The following is a 19,790-nucleotide window of genomic DNA, read 5'->3' on the forward strand; positions in this document are numbered from 1 at the left end:
GCCTTTTCGGCCCCTTCGCGCCCCGGAACCGCCGTTCACGCACAAAACACCCCCATTCACGCAGGTTTTGTTTCTTTTTGACGCATTTTATGGTACAATCAGCTTAAGAAAACCGTCGTCTCTATGCAGCTACAAAACGGAAAGTGAGGTCCCTATGAAAAAACGCATTCTCGCCCTGCTTCTTGCCTTCAGCATGATGCTTTCCCTTTTGCCGGTATCTGCCCTCGCAGATACGGGGGGGGGTATCGATTTCGCCGCTTATGCGAGTAATGGGCTTATCGGTGGAACGCCCGACCTTGTAATGGACAACGACGGAAGGCCCGACCTTTCCGGAATAACACCGGTTTCGCCGGGTGTTTATCAGGGCAACGGCTGGGAGTATGAAAACGGCACGCTGACGCTGGAAAGCGGGAGCTATGACTTTTTCACCACCAAGCCTACCACCAAGAATGGTAAAGTTTTAGCGCTCGTTGAATGCACGGTAGTTGTGAAAAACGGTGCCACCATCACCGGTGGTCGGTTTCATGCGATGTTCAATTATGGCACCGTCGAAAACTCTCTGCTCGTTTCCGATGGCATCATAAATCGCGGCGGCACCATGACGAACTGTCTGTTTCGCCGCACGAGCTTGCCGGAAGGTGTTACTGACTACCACAAATTGACCGAAGTAAAAAATAGTACATTTGACGCCACCCTTCCGAACGCCCCGTATACCTTTTCGGATTGGGAAACCTACTATTTTACCGGAACTCCGACGCTCACCGTAAAGGTTGATAACAACCCTATTATCCGATACATCAACGGCAGAACCGATTACGGCGACTTGAAGCCTTCGGGTGTGAGTGGTTACTACACGTTTACCCCCAACGCGGGCGAAGATGTTGTGCTGAATCTCGAACACTACATTACTGACCTTGTAATCACCAAAGACGGCTTCCCTGATACGACCGGGCGCGCGCCGATCTATGACTCTGCGAAGAATGTCATCGGCTGCAAGGGCAAAGGATGGAAGTATGAAAACGGCACGCTGACGCTGGAAAGCGGCGAATACGACTTTTCCAAGGATGGCCTTGGTCAGCTTGCCCCCGATGTGAAGCTTGTGGTTGGCGCCGGTGCCAAGCTCACCGGCGGCGCGTTCAACGAGATTCCCGACGGCTTAACCACCGATAATGTCCAAACCATCATCCTGAACGGTTCCGATTCGATTGAAGCCGTGAACGGCCTTTCTTCCCAAAAGTGGAGCAAAAAACTGTATGCCATCAAAGACAGTCAGGTGGAGATCAAAGCCAGTGTTCCCCTTACGGATATCAACTGCCGCGTGATCGATCCCCACTACTATCCTGATAGCAGGGACAAAACCACTCTCCTCTTTACAATAAATGGTGACTTCATCTACTCTTATACAAAACTTGGCGAAACTGAGCTGACGCTGAACAAGTCTACCCGCACGAATCTCATCATGTTGGACAATGGTTGTCCGAATCTCGAAGGCGTCCCATATAATTGGGACGGCATGTATACTTATACCGGCGATGGCTGGAAATATGTTTTCAACAACTCCGGTTCCTTGGAGTTGAACGACACTAGTTCTTACAATTTCCGTTATTGCGACCCGCTCAACAACAAGATCAGCAGCGAGCTTGCGGCTGTAACGTGCGGTATTATAAACAGCGGTGCGACCATCGAAGACGGCGTTTTCAAAAATCTCGTCATAAATCATAGCGGCATCATCAGCGGCGGCACTTTTGCCGTGGGCTTGTTCTCCATAGACTCGGAAGATTTTTCCACATCGGGCACCGTGACCGGCGGTGCATTCAACGGTAAAGACGGCCTGAGTGATGGAGCTCATCCAGTGACTGTACACGATGGACACATTCGGAAAGTGAATGACACCGAACCGCGTGTGCTGGATAGTTCTCACAATTTGACCACCGGCACCGAATGGAACCTTTACTCCTATGAGGGCACCATTGTCACCGTCACAGCCGACACCGACATTACCAACATCAACGGCTGGAACATCGGCAGGTTCCGCGGTAGCAGCTACCCGAACGGCGAGGATGACAAAAAGACTGTCAGCTTCCAAATGCCCGACGGCCCCGTGGTGCTGAACGACACGCTGTATACGCTCGACATCATCCGCGGCACTATGTGTGGCAACACCTCTGTCTCTGCCCCGGCGGGTACGGAATTCACGCTGGAAGCCGACGAACCGGCAGAAGATGAAACCTTCCTCGGCTGGAGGCTGAGCGACGAAAGCTTGCTGACGAGCGGCACGCTGAACGACCCCGAATGCACAACGATCACCATCACAATGAAAAACGCCAGCGCCACCGCTGAGGCGGTGTTCCAGAAAGATACCCCCGCCTACACCCTCACCGTGACTGGCGGCGGGCTTGTGAACGGCAAGACCAGCGCGGTGGTGGAGGCTGGCAAGGAAGTGTGCCTGACCGTGGGCGAGATGCAGGAGGGCATGAGCTTCAACTATTGGGACCTGCCCACCGCGCTGATCAAGGCGCTGACGGACAGCAGTTCCGGCGGCTTCAGCAATAAGGTCGAACCCCTGACCTTTACCATGCCCGACTTGAGCAAGTACACCGAAGACACGCGCTTCACCATCCGGCTGGACATCCGCCCGGCGGAGCTGCCGGACGATGACGATGGCCCGTCGGTGCTGGGCACCATGGCCACCGTGGCCGTGGGCGGCGCGGCGGCCGGCATCTTGGTGTGGCAGGGCGTGAGCCTCGGTGTGGACAGCTATTTGCAGCTCTCCCTGCCCGGCGGCGTGCCGGTGCCGGCCAACCGCATCGAGCTGGTGAAGCTGCTGTGGGAGACGGCGGGCAAGCCCGACGTGGTGCTCCCGGCGCTGTACGGCGACGTTTCCACCGAGGACGCCGAGCTGCAGAAGGCGACCCGCTGGGCCATCGACAACGGCCTTGTGAAGCCCGCCGACGACAGCGACGCCTCCCGCTTTGACCCCGACCGCAGCGTTTCCAAGTATGAAGTGGCGCGGGCGTGGTTCAAGGTCCAGCAGATGCTGAAATAACTTCCCCAGTCCTCTTCGATGGCTCCCTCCTTGAGGGAGCTGGCGCGTGAGCGCCTGAGGGAGTCCCCCTTACAAAAGCAAGAGCCTCCCGGCGTGAAAACCGGGAGGCTCTTGCGTTATATGCTGCCGTATTTTTTCAGGATGGCGGCGGTCTCTTCGGGGGATGCGAGCCGGATGGGGGCGGGCTTTTCGCTGCCGGAGCGCAGCGCCAGCCACCACGTCGAAAGCCCCAGCCAGCCCCACTTATAGGCCGTGTGGGGGGTGCGCCCCACGCAGGAGAAGCCCAGCCGCTGGTGGATGTGCTCGCTGGCGGGGTTGGGGTCGGCCACAAGGGCGTAGACGTTCCAGTAGCCGCAGGCATCCAGCACCTCCAGCAGGGCGCGGTAGAGCAGGGTGCCCACACCGAGGCCGCGGGCGTCCGGGGCGCAGTAGATGGTGCTCTCCACCGACCAGTCGTAGGCTTCCCGCGGGTGCCACCGGTGGGCACAGGCGTAGCCCAGCAGCTTGCCCTCGGCGTCCCGCGCCAGCAGCAGCGGGGCCACCTTCCGGGTGTTGTCCACCCAGTCCTCGTACTCTTCCAGCGTGGAGGGCGTGACCTGAAAGGTCGCCGTGTGGTTCAGCACGTACCAGTTGTAAATTTCAAGGATGTCTGCCGCATCCGCGCGGGTCGCCACCGACAGCCGGGGCAGGTTCTTCCCTTCCCATTCCCCGCACAGGGCCTCTTTTTTCGCCTTGGGCAGCTTTTTCAGGGCCGCTTCGCGGCGCAGGGCGTCGGATTTGTCGGCACAGCGCTCCAAGTAGGCGAACCGCTTGGCCCCCATGGCCCGCGTCGCCTTGGCCCCTTTGCCGGTCTTGTGGGCGTGGAGCCGGGCACCGGGGTCGTTGGTCCAGCCCGTGTAGAGCTGGCCGCCCGCGCACCGCACCATATAGACGTAGGCCCGTTCTTCGTGTTCCGCTCCGCCGCTCATCTTACAGTCTCCCGTTGTTTTTCAGCACCTGACGGCAAGCCGCAAGGGCGGTCTCCTTGTCCTTGGCCGTGATGAGGAAGCGGCTGGCATGGCAAAAGCTGATGCCCTCGATGCCGCTCTTCTGCTCGATGACCTCCTGCGGCTGGCCCGCCCACGACTGGGGGAAGGGGAGCTTAGGTTTTTTGGTCTTGTGGTCGGTCACGCACTGGGCGCTCCAGCCGCCCCGCTGGCTGGGGTAGACCACGAAGAGGGCATCCGTCCGGTACAGGCCGTTCTTCCACGGCAGGTAGCAGGGCAGGATCACGATGCCGTCGCGGGAGTTTTTGTAGGCTTGCTGGACCTTTTCATCCGCACGGTTCACGGCGTTGGCGCTGGCGATCTGGTTTTCCAAGATCTGCTTCGCCACGGCCACCGCCTTGAAGAAACAGGTGTCCTGATCTTCCTTCGAGTCCCACACCGGGTTGAAGAAGCCGATGGCGTCGCACAGGCTGTTCTGCTCGCCGGTGTTGTCGTTCAGATCGAGGGGCTGAATGAAGTTTTCGTCGATGAGCCGCGCCTGACGCTCGCCCACAAGGCCGGGCCCCAGCACCCGCCACAGCAGACCGAAGGCTGCGTAGGGGACGCCGTTGGCCCGCATTTCCCGCGGCTCCTGATGGTGGTCGAACATGCCGAAGCCGATATCGTACACGATGCCGTCGAAATCGTCCGGCACCACAAAGCCGCGGGTGATCTTGATGTCCGGGCGGATGATCTGCAACAGCGCCGTCGCAAAGACATCATCCGCGTGGAACTTGCCCGCATGTGTAAAACCATTTGCAGGAATTTTCATATCTGTACCTCATTCTCAACAGTGTCTTTGAGGACAGTATAGCACATTCTTCGGGCGGGGACAAACCCCGCTTTTTGCCCTTCTAAAATGTATTGCACATCGCCATACAACGTGGTACAATAGCAGAAACAGGAGGCGATCACAATGTCCGCAAAAACCGCAAATGTCACCGCACGCATCCAGCCCGAAGTCAAAGAACAGGCCGAAGCGATCCTTTCCCAGCTGGGCATTCCGGTTTCCGTCTTCATCGACATGGCCTACCGGCAGGTCATCCTGCGGGACGGCATTCCGTTCTCGCTGGAGCTATCCGCAAAACTTCCCACCCGCGACACCATGACACGCAGCGAATTTGACGCCATGATGCAGACCGGCCTCGACCAAGCCAAGCGCGGCGAGTCGTCGCCGCTGGACGAAGCCTTCGCCCGGCTCCGCGCGGAGATTTAAACCATGGAAGAATATCTTGTCCAGCTTACTCCGCAAGCGGAACAGCAGCTCCGCGCCATCGTGCATCACATCTCCCACGAGCTGTTGGAGCCTGACACCGCAGCCGCCCTTCTCTCTGCCCTTGAACAGGCAATGGCATCGCTCCATATTCTGCCGCAGCGTACACCTTTGGTCGAAGAAGAACCGTGGCATACGCAGGGCATCCGAAAGCTTTTGTGCAGGAACTTTCTGATCTACTTTGGGGTCGATACCAGCGCTTACCGTGTGCAGATCCTTGCTGTAGTCTATGCGCGGCGCGACCAGTTGAAGCAGCTTCGGAATATAACGAGCCTTTCTTAAAACGCAGACCAGCCCCGGAAACGATGCCGTTCAGGCCGTTTCCGGGGCTGGTCTCTTCATCATTTACTTTTTCTTCCGGCTGTCCGTCTTGGTGACGGCCTTGGTCGTGGTCTTAGTCACGGCCGTGGTGGGCTTGACGGCGGGGGAGAGGTTGGGTTTTGGGATGAGGGCCTTGGCGGCGGGCTCGCCGAGAGCCAGCACGTTCACCAACTCCTGCTGGATGGCGTCGTTGTTCTCATCGGTGACGGCGAGGACGTCGGCGTAGAACTGCTCCATCTCCTCAAAGGTGGGGAAGGTGGCCACGTACATCTGGTTGCCCATGGCGCCGGAGAGAGCGTCGGGGATGCGGTCCACCATCCGCATATTGCCCTGATACTTCTGCATCAGCTGCTCGTGGCTGTAGACGAAGTGCTTGCCGTCGCGGCGGCCCGCAAAGGGGCAGTAGAAGTGCTCGCCGACGGGCATATCGGTGCCGCCGAAGGCGATCATGTCGGCCCAGATCTTGTACACGTTGGTGGAGCGTGCAAAGTTGATCATGTCGGGCGTGAAGCCGCCGCAGGGGCGCATGTTGACTTCCAGCGCAACGATCTGGCCCTTTTTGCCCATGCCGGCCTGATCCTCGCTCATCCGGAAGAACTCGAAGTGGACGAAGCGGCTCTTGACGCCGAAGCTCTTGACGACGGCGCGGCCCGCGGCGCGGGTGTCGTCGGGCAGGTCCTTAATGATGTAGTAGATGGAGTTGTCGTTGTCGTTCACGATGTCCATGATGGACATGGGGCTGACATTGCCCGCCTCGAAGATGGGGTTGCCGCTGCCGTCGATGATGGCGTCGTAGCTGTTGACCTCGGCGCGGACGAACTCCTCCATGATGTAGGAGACATCCGGGTGATGGATGCTCTTGTAGGTCAGGAAGGTGCGCAGCTCCTCGTCATTGGACAGCCTGTGGGTGTCGGAAGCGCCCACGCCGTTGTCGGGCTTGACGACCACCGGGTAGCCGACCTCTTCGATGAACTTCTTGCAGCCCTCAAAGTCATCCACCATGTGATAGCGGGCGGTGGCGATGCCGGCCTTCTGGTAATACTCCTTCATCTTGCTCTTGTACTTGATGCGGGGCATGTCCTCGGTCTGGAAGCCGCTGGTGATGTGGAAATCGGTGCGCAGAGCGGCATCCCGCTCCAGCCAGTATTCGTTGTTGGACTCCAGCCAGTCGATGCGGCCATACTTGAAGGTGAAGAAGGCCACGGCGCGGTAGACCTCGTCATAATTTTCGAGGCTGCCGACCTTGTAATACTCGTTCAGGCTGTCCTTCAACTCCGGCTTCAGCTCATCGTAGGGCTGGTCGCCGATGCCAAGGACGTTCATGCCGTCATTTTTCAGCTCCCGGCAGAACTGCCAGTAGTTCGTCGGGAAGTTCGGGGAGATAAAGATAAAATTGCTCATGGTTTAGTTGATTCCTCTTTGTTTAGCCTAAAATATAAGGCATATAATACACCACCTGCTGATACCACCAGTTCCAGTCATGGTTGACATCGTGGCCCCACAGATCGACCCAGATGGGGATGTGCTTGGCCTCGAAGATGCGCTTGAGATACCACGTGGTGTCCGGCTGCTCCCAATCGCCCTGACCGCAGCAGATGACGGCCTTCTGGTTCCGGAACAGCTCCATATAGGGGTGATTCTCCGGGAAATTGACCATGTAATCCACCGGGGAGTTCATATAGACCAGCTCGTCCATATAGTTGCCGAAGCCGTAGTGGGCGGTGTAGATGCCGCTGAGGGCCATGCAGCCGCAGAAGATGTTCGGGAAGCGCAGATACAGGTTGACCGCGTGGGTCGCGCCGAGACTGCACCCGAAGGCGATGACGCCGGGCGCGCCGTCCCAGCCGTTCCGCTCGCGGGCGATCTGCTGGATCTTGGGCACGGCCTCCTCCACGATGTAGCGGATCCACTGCTCGTAGCGGCGGATGCGCCAGTAGGGGTCGCCGCTGGAGTCCGACCACGTTTCCTTGTCGATGGTGTCGATGGAAATGACCATCACCTGACCGGACTCGATCCACGGGGCCAGCGTATCGGCCATGTGGAAATCCTCAAAGTCGAAGAAGCGGCCGTCCTGACAGGGGATGTAAAGCATCGGGCGGCCCGCATGGCCGTAGACCTTGCACTCCATCTCGCGGCCGAGAGCGGGGCTGTAATCCTTAAAATACTGCATTTCCATCGTTGATTCCTCCTTTTATAGGGTCAATCCAGTTCGTACATCAGGGTGTGGATCACAAAGGGCAGCTGCTTTTCCCAGCTGGCTTCGCTGTGGGTGCCGCCGGGCACCAGACGGGACGTCAGATGGATGCCGCGGATCATGATCTTGCTGCACATCTCCGCAAAGCCCTTGCGCATCCCGTCGTGGTTGCCCATCTCGCGGGAACCGTAGTCCATGTAAAGCACCGTGCCCGGTTCGAGCTTGGCACGGCCCACAAGGCCGTCAAGCTTTTCCGGCGAGACCCAGATGGAGGGCGACAGCGCCGCCGCCCGGCTGAAGACGTCATTGTGATTGAGCAGGGCGTACAGGCTCATCAGGCCGCCCATGGAGCTGCCGCCGATGAAGGTGTGCCCCCGGTCGGGCAGAGTGCGGAAATTGCGGTCGATGAAGGGCTTGAAGCGGTGGATGAACCAGCTCATCGTGGCCGCGCCCTTGCCGTCAAAGTGGCCGTACTGGGGGTCATCGAAGCGGTAGGGCGAATACTCCACCAGCCGCTCGTTGTTCGGCCCCGCGTTGCACTCCACCGCCGCCACGATGAGCGGCGTGTCGGTGTAGTCCAGATAATCCGCCATGCCCCAGCTCTTGCCGTAGGTAGCGTCCTCGTCGAAGAAGACGTTCTGGCCGTCGAACATATACAGCACCGGATACCGGCGGTCCGGCTCGGCCTCGTACATGGTGGGCAGATAGACATAGACCCGCCGCTGCTCCGTGCCGTTCACTGCCGGGTAGCTCACGCTCCATTTTTTGATCATTTCCAGCTCCCTCTCAATCCTGTTACTGTGCTTTTAGTCTAGCACCAATAGGGAAGAATTGCAATTGTATGGAACGCAATCCATTCCGCCAACGGGCTTGCCCTCTCCGTCATCGCTAACGCGATGCCAGCTCCCCCAAAGTGGGAGGTTTTTCGCAATACCGGCAGGTTCATCTTCTCGGAAAGCTCCCCCTTTGGGGGAGCTGGCAAAGCCGACAGGCTTTGACTGAGAGGGCAAAGCCGTTTGGGTTATACAGCAAACGCCGTCCGGTGAGCTACTGGACGGCGCTTGCAAAAATTCTGAACGGTCGGGGGAGAGGAGCTGCTTAGTACTTCTTCTCCACGGGCACGATCCAGCCCTTCGTATCGGGGATCTTGCCCCACTGCATACCGGTCATGGTATCGTACAGCTTCTGGGTGACAGCGCCGATCTTGCCGTCGCCGATGTAAGCGTGCTCGCCCTTCCAGACCAGCTCCTTGACGGGGGAGACGACAGCGGCGGTGCCGGTGCCGAAGACTTCCTCCAGCTTGCCCTCGCGGGCAGCCTGCATGATGTCAGCGATGGCCAGCTTGCCCTCGATGACCTCATAGCCCCAATCCTTCAGCAGCTCGATGCAGCTGCGGCGGGTGACGCCGGGCAGAACCGTGCCAACGGTAGCGGCGGTGTATACCTTGCCGTCGATCTTGAACATGATGTTCATGCTGCCGACTTCCTCGACGTACTTCTTCTCAACGCCGTCCAGCCACAGCACCTGTGCATAGCCCTGCTCCTCGGCCAGCTCGCCAGCCTTGATGGAAGCAGCGTAGTTGCCGCCGCACTTGGTAAAGCCGGTCAGGCCGGGAGCGGCACGGATGTACTCGTCCTCCACATAGATGCGGACGGGGTTGATGCCCTCGGCATAGTAAGCGCCCGACGGTGCGCAGATGATGCAGAAGATGTAGTGCTTGGAAGCGTGGACGCCCAGACCCACATCGTTTGCAAAGATGAAGGGGCGGATGTACAGGGAGGCACCATCGGAGTGGGGCACCCAGTCGCGTTCCACATCCACCAGAGCCTCAACGGCCTGAATATAATCCTCCACGGGGATCTTAGGGATGCACAGACGGTCGGCAGAATCTTGGAAGCGCTTTGCGTTGCACTCCGGGCGGAACAGCTGCACGGTGTCGTCCGCGGTGCGGTAAGCCTTCATGCCCTCAAAGATCTCCTGTGCGTAGTGGAACACGACAGTGGCCGGGTCCAGCGAGAACGGAGCATAGGGGACGATGCGGGCATCGTGCCAGCCCTCGCCCTCGGTGTAGTCCATAACGAACATATGGTCGGTGAACTTCTTGCCGAAGCCGAGCTTCGTCTCGTCTTGCGGCTTCTCCTTCGGATGGGTAGTCCGGGTGATCTTGATATCCAACATGATAAATTTTCCCTCTTTTCTGATCTTACACAGCTGACACGCGCGGCTCCTCCCGCGCCTGAAAATGCCGAATGTTGTCTTCTATTATAATAGCATGAGCACATTTTTCAAGGAAACACAAAATCTTTCATGTTTGGGGGCTGTAAGTTGCCGGGAATTGTGATATTATTTGAAAAGGAATTAACCTCTCAGTCTCGCCTACGGCTCGCCAGTCGTCCTCCCTCTGTCGCGTACGCGACATCTCCCTCCGGCCGGAGGGAGTCTTTCCTAGTAGGGGAGCCTCTGGCGAAACCGGGAACTCTGCGAAGACTGCCAAGGCCTCCCCTACAAGGGGAGGTGGCATTGCGAAGCAATGACGGAGAGGTTGTACGAAGGACAAGTATGCAATCAGAGGGACAAAACACATGATTCAAGGTGTCATTTTTGATATGGACGGCCTGATGTTCGACACGGAGCGGATGTGGGCAACATTCTGGGAACCGGCGCTTGCGGCGCTGGGGCTTCCTTATAAGGAAGGGCTGGCGGAAGCCGAGCGGGGCACCGCCGGGGAAACTTCGCGGAATATCGTCCGTAGTTTCTACGGAGAGGACTGCGACGCCAACGCCATCATCGACAGTCTGCACCGGGTGGCGGACAAAGTGTTCCAGAAGCCGGTACCCAAAAAGCCGGGTCTGGATGAGCTGCTGGCGTGGCTGGACGAGCAGCACATCCCCATGGCAGTGGCTTCCTCCAGCCGGATGCACATCATCCAGCGCAACCTCGACAATTGGGGCCTGACCCATTACTTCAAGACGCTGGCGTCCGGCCAGCAGGTCACCCACTCCAAGCCCGACCCGGAAATCTTCCTCTTGGCGGCACAGCAGCTGGGCGTGGAACCGGCCCGCTGCCTTGTATTGGAGGACAGCTACAACGGCGTCCGCGCCGGGGCGGCGGGCGGCTTCGTCACCGTGATGGTGCCCGACCTGCTCCCCGCCGACGACGAGATGCGCAGCCTGTACACGGCAGAGTGCAAGAGCCTGACCGAGGTGCTGGAGCGTCTGAAAGCAAACGAATTCTAAGCAAAAACCACCGGTGCTCCGGTGGTTTTTTCTGTCTGCTTATTTGCAGCCGACCATGATATCGATGATCTCGCGGTTGGTCTCCTTCATGCCCTGCTTGCCGAGACGGCCTACGTTCCGCAGGGAGTTTTCGACCCCCTTGGCCACGATGCCGTCGCCGCCGCGGAACTGCTGGCCCCGGATGTACATATTATAGCCGAGCAGTCCGGCTTCCACCGCTGTGGCGATCTTAGCGGCGCAGGACGCCTTGGCACCATCGCAGATGACGCCGGACACCACGGCCAGCGCATTGACGACGGTGTGGATGACGGCTTCGTACCCGCCGCCGCAGAGATAAGCGATGCCCGCACCGGCCCCCGCCCCCGCGCTGATGGCCCCGCAGTAGGCCGACAGGCGGCCGATGGGGGTCTTTTCGTGGATGGTGGTCAGGTTGGAGAGGGTCAAGGCCCGGTAAAGCTGCTCGTCGCCGGCCTTCAGCTCCCGCGCATAGACGATGACCGGCACCGAGGTGGTGATGCCCTGATTGCCGCTGCCGGAGTTGATGACCACGGGCTGCTCGCAGCCGTTCATCCGGGCGTCGGAACCGGCGGCGGCGTAGGCTTTGGCCCGGACACGGACGTTGTCGCCCTCCATGTCCAGCAGGACGCTGCCGATGTTCGCGCCGTAATCGCCCCGCAAGCCTTCCTCGGCAATGGCCATGTTATATTTGATCTGGGGATCCAGAATGGGCTTCACGTCCTCGATGTCCACCGTGCTGGCGAAGTCCCAAATGTGCTCCATATCCAGCAGACTGCGGTCGGTCAGGTTTTCCTCCTCGTCGCCGTGAACGGGCAGGTCCAGCAGCACTTCGCCGTCCTTTTCCATGTGGACGATGTTGGTGTGGAAGACTGCGATCCGCACTTGGGCCGAGTGCCCGCCCTTCCAGACCGTCACGATGATGTCGAAGGTCACGCCATTGTCCACATGCTCGACCGTGATCTCGGTCTGATCCAGATAGGCAAGGATGGCTTTCGTTTCCTCCGGCGTCACGTCGGCGATGACCTCCAGCTTCTGTTCCGGGCGGCCCGCCACGATGCCCGCAGCGGCCGCAGCTTCCAGACCTTTACGGTTGTCGGTGTTGGGCACGATGACTGACTTCACGTTCTTGATCATGCTGCCGCTGGCCCCGACGCACACACGCTCCGGCACGGCCCCCAGCGTCTTCCGGGCCACGGCGGCGGCATAGGCCACTGCAATGGGTTCGGTGCAGCCCATGGCAGGGATGAGTTCTTCCTTCAATATCTGAAGATAAGCCTGATATCGCAGTTCTGTTTTTTCCATTCCAAATGTCCTTTATCGTTGTTGTGAGTCGCTTTGCTTCATTGTACAAAAAACGCCCCCAAAAAACAAGGTTTCTTAGGGGCACTTTCGCCAAACATCAGCTTTATGGAAATGAAGTCCTCTAAAAAACAACCTCCCTTCTGACACTGTGATCGTCGGAAGGGAGGTTGCCTTTTAAGGAGAATGGGTTGATGAAGAAGGTATCATTTTAAGAATATATCTATGTATTTTCAGCGTAAATCCCGGATTGTTTTTTCCACGAGGCAATTTGCATCTCATAAAATACGCTTCTTCCGGTTTTCGCGCGTTTATATTCTTTCCTTATACCAGTCCATCGCCTGCTTCATCGCAGCTTCGGGGGCAAAGACATAGCGGCGGTCCAGCACTTCCAGACCCAGCGCACCGGTATAATGGATTGCCTTGAGCTTTTCCAGTGCCCCGTCCAGATCCAAAACACCATCGCCGGGCACCAGATGCCCGCCGGGGTTGCCGTCTACAAAATGGACGTGTCCCAGATTCTCCGGGCCGATCACATCAAGGAAGGTGGAGAAGGTATCCACCGCCGTGGTGGCGATGACATCCGTATCCGCCAAGCCCATAAGGCGCGGGCTGTTGACCGTGCGTAGCAGACGGCGCAGCTGGCTTGCCTCATTGCAGATGTGGGTGGTGTACTTGGTAAAAGGCTCTACCGCCAGCGTCACGCCCTCCTGCTCTGCCTTGCGGGCAATGCGTCCCATTGCCTCTGCACACCAGCCAAACGCGTCCTCTGCATCCACATCCAGATAAGCAAAGCCGGTGGATACCACCATGTGGTCGCAGTCCAGCTGCACGGCCGCTTCGATGTGCTGGTTGAAAAAGTCCACCGTGCGATCCCGATAGACCTTATCCGGATGAGAAACGCTGATGGCATACACGCACTGCTCCGGCGTAAAGCAGCGCAGAGCAAGATGATGTGCCTTGATCTTGCGGTTCAGCTCAGCCAGACGGGCAGCGTCGAAATCCTCCAGATGGAGGTGGGGGCCGGATGCCCACAGTTCGATAGACTGATAGCCCAGCCGCTCAGCAGATTCCAGAAAATAATCCAGCGTATAGCGCTTGTAATGATAATTTGCTGCACACAACTGTGAAAGTTCCATCGTTATTGCTCCTTTTCCTGTAAATAAGGATCAAACTGCTGCACGATCCGGGTCGCAAGGGCCTTGCCCCGCGCCATGCACTGCGGGATGCTCTCCCCAAGGCTCACGCCGTAGGTGAATGCTGCGATATAAGAATCGCCTGCTCCCACCGTATTTACCACCGGCACGTTTTCCGCCGCCTGATGATAGAATCTCTGTCCATCGTAGGCAAGGCTTCCATGCTCGCCCAGCATGGCGATCACACAGCCTGCGCCCTTCGCTTTCGTGCGGCGCATAAATTCCCGGATATAGTCATCATCCTTGTCGTAGGAGAAAAAGGCGTAATCCAGATAGGGGAGAAGCGCGTCGTTGGAGGGCTGCTCCAGTCGTTTCGAAAAGTCGTAGACCCAGATCTGCCCCGGCTGGCGCAGCGCAGCGATATAACGCTCTACCTTTGCCCAGCGCTCTGCATACACGATGTCAAAGCCCTTGACAAATTCCATATCCTCCGCGGAAAGCTCGATCTCCTCCATGGCGTTGCCGTGAAATTCCAGATGCTTTTTGTCCCCGTCTACGAGGTCCATCTTTGCCATACCGGTGGGGCGGTCGATCCTTTTGAGCACTCGCAGCGGAATATCGCGCTGCTTCAGCCGCTCCACCAGCGCATCTGCAAAGACATCGTTGCCCAGCACGGTCATTTCGGTCACATCGCCGCCCTGCGCCTTGTAGTTGATGGCGAAGTCGATGCTGTTGCCTGTCAGATAGTACCGGTCCATCCGGTAGTAGACATCAATGCAGTTGTCTGCCATTGCGATTGCTTTTTTCATTCCGCAGCCCCCTTACTCGCCCATGACGTAGATCATATATTTGCGGTTTTTGATGCCATCGTACTCACAGAAATAAATATCCGCTGCGCTGCCCAGCTTGATCTTGCCCTCTACGATCGGAAAAACGCAGTGGTTCCCCGTAAGCAGACTCTTGAGATGGCCGGGTGCATTGCCGCCGATGGTGCCATAGGTGGGCAGATAGTGGTTATGATGGTAAGGATAGTCTTCCGGCGCGATCCGGTCCAGCGTCTCCATAATATCCTTTTCCACGCAGGGCAGGCTCTCGTTCACCATGATGCCGGTGGTCGTGTGCTCCGTGATGACATAGACGACGCCGTTCTTTACTCCGGTCTGTGCCACAAATTCACGCACCGGGTCGGTGATGCGGATCAGCTCAAACTCCTTCTCTGCGCAGATGCTTACTTCCTTCAGCTCAAATCTCATTTGTTCTGGCCCTCCCATCCAAAAAAGCGCATTGCATTTTTCCAGTAGATCTTTTCCCTCGTCTCGGGCAGCATCTCCACGCTATCCAGCCCCCGCTTGCTGCGCACCGGGCGAATGCGGGGCGAGTCCGAACCGAACATGACCTTATCGGCCAGATTATGATCCAGCCAGTATTCGCCCATGTCCTGCTTGAACACTTTGGGAAACAGCTGGTAGGGACCATCAAAGTTCATCAGTGCAGTGTTTGCGTAGAGATTGGGGTACTTGAGCAGCAGAGCCGCCGTCTCCTGCACCCACGGCCAGCCGAAATGAGCAAGGCAGAGATTGACCTCCGGCCAGCGCAGCGCCACCTCCTCAAATTCCATCGGGCGGGCATACTTTGCCAGCGCATTATTTTCCAGACAGAAGCCGGCGTGGAAGATGATCGGCTTGTGGTATTTGCGGCACAGATCATACAGCGGCACAAGGCGCTCGTCCATGGGGTACATTTTGAGCCGTGCGGTGTTCACTGCAAGTCCGGCCAGCCCCAGCTCAGCAAAGGCACGTTCCAGCTCCTGCACAGCATCGGGGCGGCGGGGGTCCACCGTTGCCATACCGATATAGAACTGTGCATCCAGCGCCACCAGCTTTGCGATCTCATCGTTGGAGATCTCCACCATCCCCGACTCCACAGAGCAGTCCTCCGGCAGCAGCACCACCCGTCCGATGTCTGCAAGCGCATACTGCTTGCGCAGCAGCGCCATGTCGGAGGGCTTCATCAGATGATAATTCATGGCATCACAGCGGCGGCGAAAGCGCTCCTGATCCTCACAGATCGGTGCAAACAGTGCCGGATGGATATGAGTATCAATGACCATAGGACAGTCTTCTCCTTATTTTTGCATTCTGTGCATCCTGTCCCGATTTTCCAGATAGAGATCCCGGAAAATCGGGTAATGCTCCTGATAAAATTCATGATTTTTCCGGTCTGGCTGCAAGATCCTGCCCTGCGGTAAAGCGGCACGCAGGGCGGCAAAACTTTCCAGCGCACCGACGCCCAACGCCGCCAGCATGGCGTCTCCGTAGCTAGAGCACTGGAACGGCTCCGGAATGGTCAGCGGCATTCCCGCCATGTCGCAGATGATCTGCATCCATGCAGCGTTTTTCGTGCCGCCGCCCGCTGTGATAATCCGCCGGGGCGGCACCCCCAGCTCCTCAAACAGCAGCAGGTGCTGATAGGTGGAATAGCCTACGGCTTCCAGCGCAGCGCGGTTGATCTGCGCCCGTCCATGCGTTCCTTTCAGTCCGAAGAGCATTCCGGTGGCCTCTGCGTCCTGCAGGGGGCTTCGCTCACCGTAGATATACGGCAGCATGATCAGTCCGTCGCTGCCCGGCGGCACAGCAGCCGCCTCCCGCGCCATGACTGCGTAGGCGTTTTCGCCGCCCTGCTTTTCGGCGTCCAGCTCTTTGCTGTACAGCAGGTCACGCACCCAGCGGGTCAATGTGCCCGCCGCATTGGTGCCGTCGCCCAGACAATAGGTGCCCGGCACGGTAAACGCCTTCCCACCCTTGAGGGCGCCGTTGCCCTGCGGCGAAACATAGCTGCCCACGAAGTGGTCCGTACAATAGTAATAGAACATCGAGGAGCCATACTGAAAAAAGGCCGTGCCCGGCTCCACCAGACCCACGCTGATGGCCTCTGCCGTGGAGTCTCCGGTACCGGTAATGACCGGCGTTCCCGCGGCAAGGCCGGTCTGTGCCGCAGCCTCCGGTGTGACCGTGCCCACGATGTCTGTGGACCATGCACACGCCGCGATCTGGTCCGGGCGGCAGTACAGCCCGCACTCTGCCTCGTTCACACTGCCGTCCGCTTGGTACAGCGGTCGGAACGAGCCTTTGGCAAGGGACTGATCGATGACATATTTCCCGGTCAGGCGCGCCGTCAAAAAGGAGCTGCCCGTGAGGAAATAGGCCGTCTTTGCGTAGATCTCCGGCTCATGCCGCCGCAGCCAGAGGATCTTTGTGGCCGTGTCGCCAGAGCAGATGGGATGACCGAACAGCTCCTGCACCCGCGCCTGTCCGTAATGCTCTGTCAGCCACGCCGCTTCCTCTGATGCGCGGGCGTCGATGCCGTAGAGGATGGCCGGGCGCAGCGGGCGGCACTGTTCGTCCACCGGCAGGCAGTCGGTGCCCAATGCACTGGTGCCCACGCAGGCGATCTGCTCCGGCCGGATTCCGCTCTGTTTTATCAGGATCCGGCACAATTTGCACAGGTCGCCCCACCAGACCGCCTCGGCCTCCTGCTCGAACCACCCGGGCTGCGGGTTGTCCATCCCATGAGGCACCGAGGCATCCGCCGCCACTCGGAAGCTTTCGTCGATCAGGATGCCGCGGGACTCAAAGGTACCGATGTCGATGCCCAGAAAATAGCGTTTCATCCTGCTCTCCTTTCTCACAGTCGGGCGCGGATGTCGTACACGATCTCCATAAAGCTGCGCACTCGCTCTTCGTCCACACGCCCGTTGAACACGCCGTCCTTCTTAAACGCAGTGCCCATGCAGACGGCATCGCAGTATTTCAGCTTCTCTCTCACATTCTCGTGACGGCAGCCGGTATTGCAGAACACCGGCACATTGCGGGGCTTTGCCACCTCGTAGACCTTGTTCAGGATGGAATCATCCGGCTCGCTGCCGGCAGAAGCGCCGGACACGCACAAGCCGTCTGCAAAGCCACCGAACATGATAGACTTTGCCACCACCTGAATATCCCGCTGCACCAGATAGCTGTCTGCCTCGGGGTTCACCTTGAACAGCAGCTTCATATCCGGGATCTCCAGCGCCTTGCGGTGGCGGACTGCCTCACCGCTGTTGGAGGTATAAAGGCCATATTCTCCCATGTATGCACCTGAGAAGCAGCTCCGGGCAAATCTTGCGCCGGTGGCAGCAGCAAGGTCGATGGTCGCGATGGGATTCTTGACCACATTGACGCCATAAGGCACCCGGATCAGCGGGCGCAGAGCGCCGATGATATAGGCCATCGCCGAGATCACTGCCACATCCGCCACCGGCTGGTAGGGCAGGCTGAATTCATTGGCAAACAGAATTCCGTCCACGCCGCCGTTCTGCAACGCCACGAGATCCTGCCGGGCGTGTTCCAGCACGGTGTCCATGCTGCCGCAGTAGCCGGGGTCGCCGGGCAGGGCATCCAGATGCAAAAGCGCAATGATTGGTTTTTCAACACCAAACATTTCCTGAGTCCACATGGTATTGCTCTCCTTTATATCCTTCCGTTTTAATCCAGTTCGTGCGTGTTGGCGCGCATCCACGCCACGGTGTCGTCAATGGCCTTGTCCGGGTCGATGTAATAGCGGCGGTCGCAAATTTCGAAGGAGCAGGTTCCCTCATAGCCGTGCGCCTTGATCTGGTCGTAATACTCTTTCATGGGGAAGTCCGCATCTCCCGGTACGGTATGGCCCCGGTCATTGAAATGAATGTGTTGCAGCTTATCACCCAAGTTGGCAAAGTAGTCATCGATGGTCTCTCCTGCGTAGGTCATCTGATCCATATCCACCATACCAACAACAGCGGGCGAATCGATCTCAGCAATCATCTTTGCCAGATCCTTGCTGGTAATGAGGACGTTAGTAGTGGTTACCTTCAACTCCTCCAGCAACAGAGTAACCCCCTTGCGCTCGGCGTAGGCAGCCAGAGTCCCCACACTCTCCCGGCAGAATTTCCAGGCTTCCTCGCGCGGCATATCAAAGTATCCAAACCCGGTGCTGATTTGAATCGCGGGGCATTCCAAAAACTGGGCGGTATCAATCGCACGCTGGTAGTAGCGGATGCTGGACTCCCGGGTCAGGGTATCCTGAGTGCAGAAATTCACTGGATAAACGCAGTTTTCCGGGGTCATGGCCATAACTGAAAGGTGATGACGGCGAATACTCTTATCCAGCTCTAAAAGACGGCTGACCGGATAGTCGAACATGTTCAACTGAGGCGCACTGCAATAGAGATCGATACTGTCAAAGGGAGACCGCTCGACCTTATCCAGAAACTTCTCAATGGGATAGCGTACATAGTGATAACTCATGGGCGCGAGTTTCATAAAAGACCATTCCTTTCTCTTCCATACAGGCAGCCCGATTTCTACGGGCTTCTGCCCCGAATAGGTTCAGGCTTTCAAAACATTCCGGATATAGTCGATATACGCATCGGTAGCCTTGTCCGGATCCAGATAATAGTCTCGGCTACACATCTCGCAGGAACACCAGCCCTGATAGCCCCTGCGGACAAGGGTGTCGTAATACTCCTTCATGGGCAGCCCGCCGGTTCCGGGGATCGTATGGTTCAGGTCACTGAAATGGACAAAGCCATACTTATCGCCCAGATTGTCAAAGTAATCGTTGATGTGCTCCCCGGCCTGAGACATCTGGTCGGTGTCGGAAAGACCCAGCAGATTGTCCGCGCCCACATCATCGATAAACTGTTTAAGCTCCTTGCTGGTAACCACCAGATTGGTGGTGGTTATCTTACAGGTCTCCATAAAGATGGTGACGCCTTTCTTTTTGGCGTACTCCGCCAGAAGCTGCACCGCCTCAACCTGACGTTTCCATGCCTCATCCTTGTCAGCATCATAATATCCCGTTCCCGGGCAAATCTGGATATGAGGACATTCCAAAAACTGAGCCGTGTCAATCAGGCGCTGATAGTATCGCTGAGTCGATTCCCATGTCAGGAGATCCGATGTGGCCAGATTAACCGGATAGACGCAATTTTCGGCTGTCAGAACATAGGGGGTCAGGTGCCGATCCCGAATGTCGCGGTTCAACTGAATCAGCGCACCCAAAGAATAATCAAATGGGTTAAGCTGGGGGCCGGTGCAATAGATATCGATTCCATCCAAGCCGACCCGTTCCATCTTGTCAAGATACTTTCGTATAGGATATCGGAGATAGTGATAGCTCATCAGGGTAAATTTCATGGATACTTTCTCCCTAAAATCACTGCG

At 57.8% G+C, this 19,790-nt stretch carries 19 protein-coding genes; 4 read left to right on the forward strand and 15 right to left on the reverse strand.

The window, feature by feature from the left end; translation table 11 throughout:
- Window positions 1–154: 154 nt before the first annotated feature.
- A complete protein-coding gene (locus tag C4N23_RS03375; protein WP_146746464.1) occupies window positions 155–3,046 on the forward strand; it encodes an InlB B-repeat-containing protein in 2,892 nt (963 codons plus the stop codon).
- A gap of 116 nt (window positions 3,047–3,162) precedes the next feature.
- Here C4N23_RS03375 and C4N23_RS03380 read toward each other — a convergent pair whose 3' ends face one another.
- Together C4N23_RS03380 and C4N23_RS03385 are read right to left on the reverse strand one after the other, a co-directional pair.
- A complete protein-coding gene (locus C4N23_RS03380) occupies window positions 3,163–4,014 on the reverse strand; it encodes a GNAT family N-acetyltransferase (RefSeq protein WP_112144050.1) in 852 nt (283 codons plus the stop codon).
- Between the two features lies 1 nt (window position 4,015).
- Complete coding sequence (locus C4N23_RS03385) at window positions 4,016–4,843, reverse strand: MYG1 family protein (protein ID WP_055188950.1); 828 nt, start codon at window positions 4,841–4,843, stop codon at window positions 4,016–4,018.
- Window positions 4,844–4,987: 144 nt separating this feature from the next.
- On the opposite strand from C4N23_RS03385, the gene C4N23_RS03390 reads away from it, so the two are divergent.
- Together C4N23_RS03390 and C4N23_RS03395 are read left to right on the forward strand one after the other, a co-directional pair.
- A complete protein-coding gene (locus C4N23_RS03390; protein ID WP_112144053.1) occupies window positions 4,988–5,287 on the forward strand; it encodes a type II toxin-antitoxin system RelB/DinJ family antitoxin in 300 nt (99 codons plus the stop codon).
- Window positions 5,288–5,290: 3 nt separating this feature from the next.
- Window positions 5,291–5,626, forward strand: coding sequence for a type II toxin-antitoxin system RelE/ParE family toxin (locus C4N23_RS03395; protein WP_112144055.1), 336 nt, complete (start codon window positions 5,291–5,293; stop codon window positions 5,624–5,626).
- Window positions 5,627–5,689: 63 nt separating this feature from the next.
- Here C4N23_RS03395 and C4N23_RS03400 read toward each other — a convergent pair whose 3' ends face one another.
- The 4 genes from C4N23_RS03400 to C4N23_RS03415 all read right to left on the reverse strand — a co-directional run bounded on the left by C4N23_RS03400 (window position 5,690) and on the right by C4N23_RS03415 (window position 10,037).
- Entirely contained in the window at window positions 5,690–7,066 is a 1,377-nt protein-coding gene (locus C4N23_RS03400) for an ATP-grasp domain-containing protein (protein WP_112144057.1), read from the reverse strand.
- A gap of 22 nt (window positions 7,067–7,088) precedes the next feature.
- Window positions 7,089–7,841 (reverse strand): esterase family protein, encoded by a 753-nt coding sequence (locus C4N23_RS03405; RefSeq protein WP_112144059.1) that lies wholly within the window; start codon window positions 7,839–7,841, stop codon window positions 7,089–7,091.
- A 23-nt stretch (window positions 7,842–7,864) separates the two neighbouring features.
- A complete protein-coding gene (locus C4N23_RS03410; RefSeq protein WP_097839490.1) occupies window positions 7,865–8,632 on the reverse strand; it encodes an alpha/beta hydrolase in 768 nt (255 codons plus the stop codon).
- Between the two features lie 325 nt (window positions 8,633–8,957).
- Window positions 8,958–10,037: a branched-chain amino acid aminotransferase gene (locus tag C4N23_RS03415; protein WP_055188957.1), complete on the reverse strand. Its 1,080-nt coding sequence runs from the start codon at window positions 10,035–10,037 to the stop codon at window positions 8,958–8,960.
- Window positions 10,038–10,441: 404 nt separating this feature from the next.
- On the opposite strand from C4N23_RS03415, the gene C4N23_RS03420 reads away from it, so the two are divergent.
- Window positions 10,442–11,095 carry an HAD family hydrolase gene (locus C4N23_RS03420; protein WP_112144061.1) on the forward strand — a complete coding sequence of 218 codons (654 nt, stop codon included), beginning with the start codon at window positions 10,442–10,444 and terminating at the stop codon, window positions 11,093–11,095.
- Between the two features lie 39 nt (window positions 11,096–11,134).
- Here C4N23_RS03420 and C4N23_RS03425 read toward each other — a convergent pair whose 3' ends face one another.
- The 9 genes from C4N23_RS03425 to C4N23_RS03465 form a co-directional block, all read right to left on the reverse strand.
- Complete coding sequence (locus tag C4N23_RS03425; protein WP_112144063.1) at window positions 11,135–12,415, reverse strand: L-cysteine desulfidase family protein; 1,281 nt, start codon at window positions 12,413–12,415, stop codon at window positions 11,135–11,137.
- Between the two features lie 308 nt (window positions 12,416–12,723).
- A complete protein-coding gene (locus C4N23_RS03430; protein ID WP_112144065.1) occupies window positions 12,724–13,551 on the reverse strand; it encodes a sugar phosphate isomerase/epimerase family protein in 828 nt (275 codons plus the stop codon).
- Window positions 13,552–13,553: 2 nt separating this feature from the next.
- Window positions 13,554–14,357, reverse strand: a complete 804-nt coding sequence (locus C4N23_RS03435; protein ID WP_112144067.1) for a PfkB family carbohydrate kinase — start codon at window positions 14,355–14,357, stop codon at window positions 13,554–13,556.
- Between the two features lie 12 nt (window positions 14,358–14,369).
- Complete coding sequence (locus C4N23_RS03440; RefSeq protein ID WP_055188967.1) at window positions 14,370–14,801, reverse strand: secondary thiamine-phosphate synthase enzyme YjbQ; 432 nt, start codon at window positions 14,799–14,801, stop codon at window positions 14,370–14,372.
- Window positions 14,798–15,658 (reverse strand): amidohydrolase family protein, encoded by an 861-nt coding sequence (locus C4N23_RS03445; RefSeq protein WP_112144069.1) that lies wholly within the window; start codon window positions 15,656–15,658, stop codon window positions 14,798–14,800. The genes C4N23_RS03440 and C4N23_RS03445 overlap by 4 nt, the downstream gene beginning before the upstream one ends.
- A gap of 15 nt (window positions 15,659–15,673) precedes the next feature.
- The gene (locus tag C4N23_RS03450) at window positions 15,674–17,218 is read right to left on the reverse strand and encodes an FGGY-family carbohydrate kinase (RefSeq protein ID WP_112144072.1); all 1,545 of its coding nucleotides are present in this window, start codon (window positions 17,216–17,218) and stop codon (window positions 15,674–15,676) included.
- A 14-nt stretch (window positions 17,219–17,232) separates the two neighbouring features.
- Entirely contained in the window at window positions 17,233–18,042 is an 810-nt protein-coding gene (locus C4N23_RS03455) for a BtpA/SgcQ family protein (protein WP_055188973.1), read from the reverse strand.
- A gap of 29 nt (window positions 18,043–18,071) precedes the next feature.
- Entirely contained in the window at window positions 18,072–18,872 is an 801-nt protein-coding gene (locus tag C4N23_RS03460) for a sugar phosphate isomerase/epimerase family protein (protein WP_242968076.1), read from the reverse strand.
- Between the two features lie 81 nt (window positions 18,873–18,953).
- On the reverse strand, window positions 18,954–19,763 hold the full coding sequence (locus tag C4N23_RS03465; RefSeq protein ID WP_097839498.1) for a sugar phosphate isomerase/epimerase family protein: 810 nt from the start codon (window positions 19,761–19,763) through the stop codon (window positions 18,954–18,956).
- Between the last annotated feature and the right edge of the window lie 27 nt (window positions 19,764–19,790).

The organism is Faecalibacterium hattorii, assembly GCF_003287455.1.
Classification (GTDB): Bacteria; Bacillota; Clostridia; order Oscillospirales; family Ruminococcaceae; genus Faecalibacterium; species Faecalibacterium hattorii.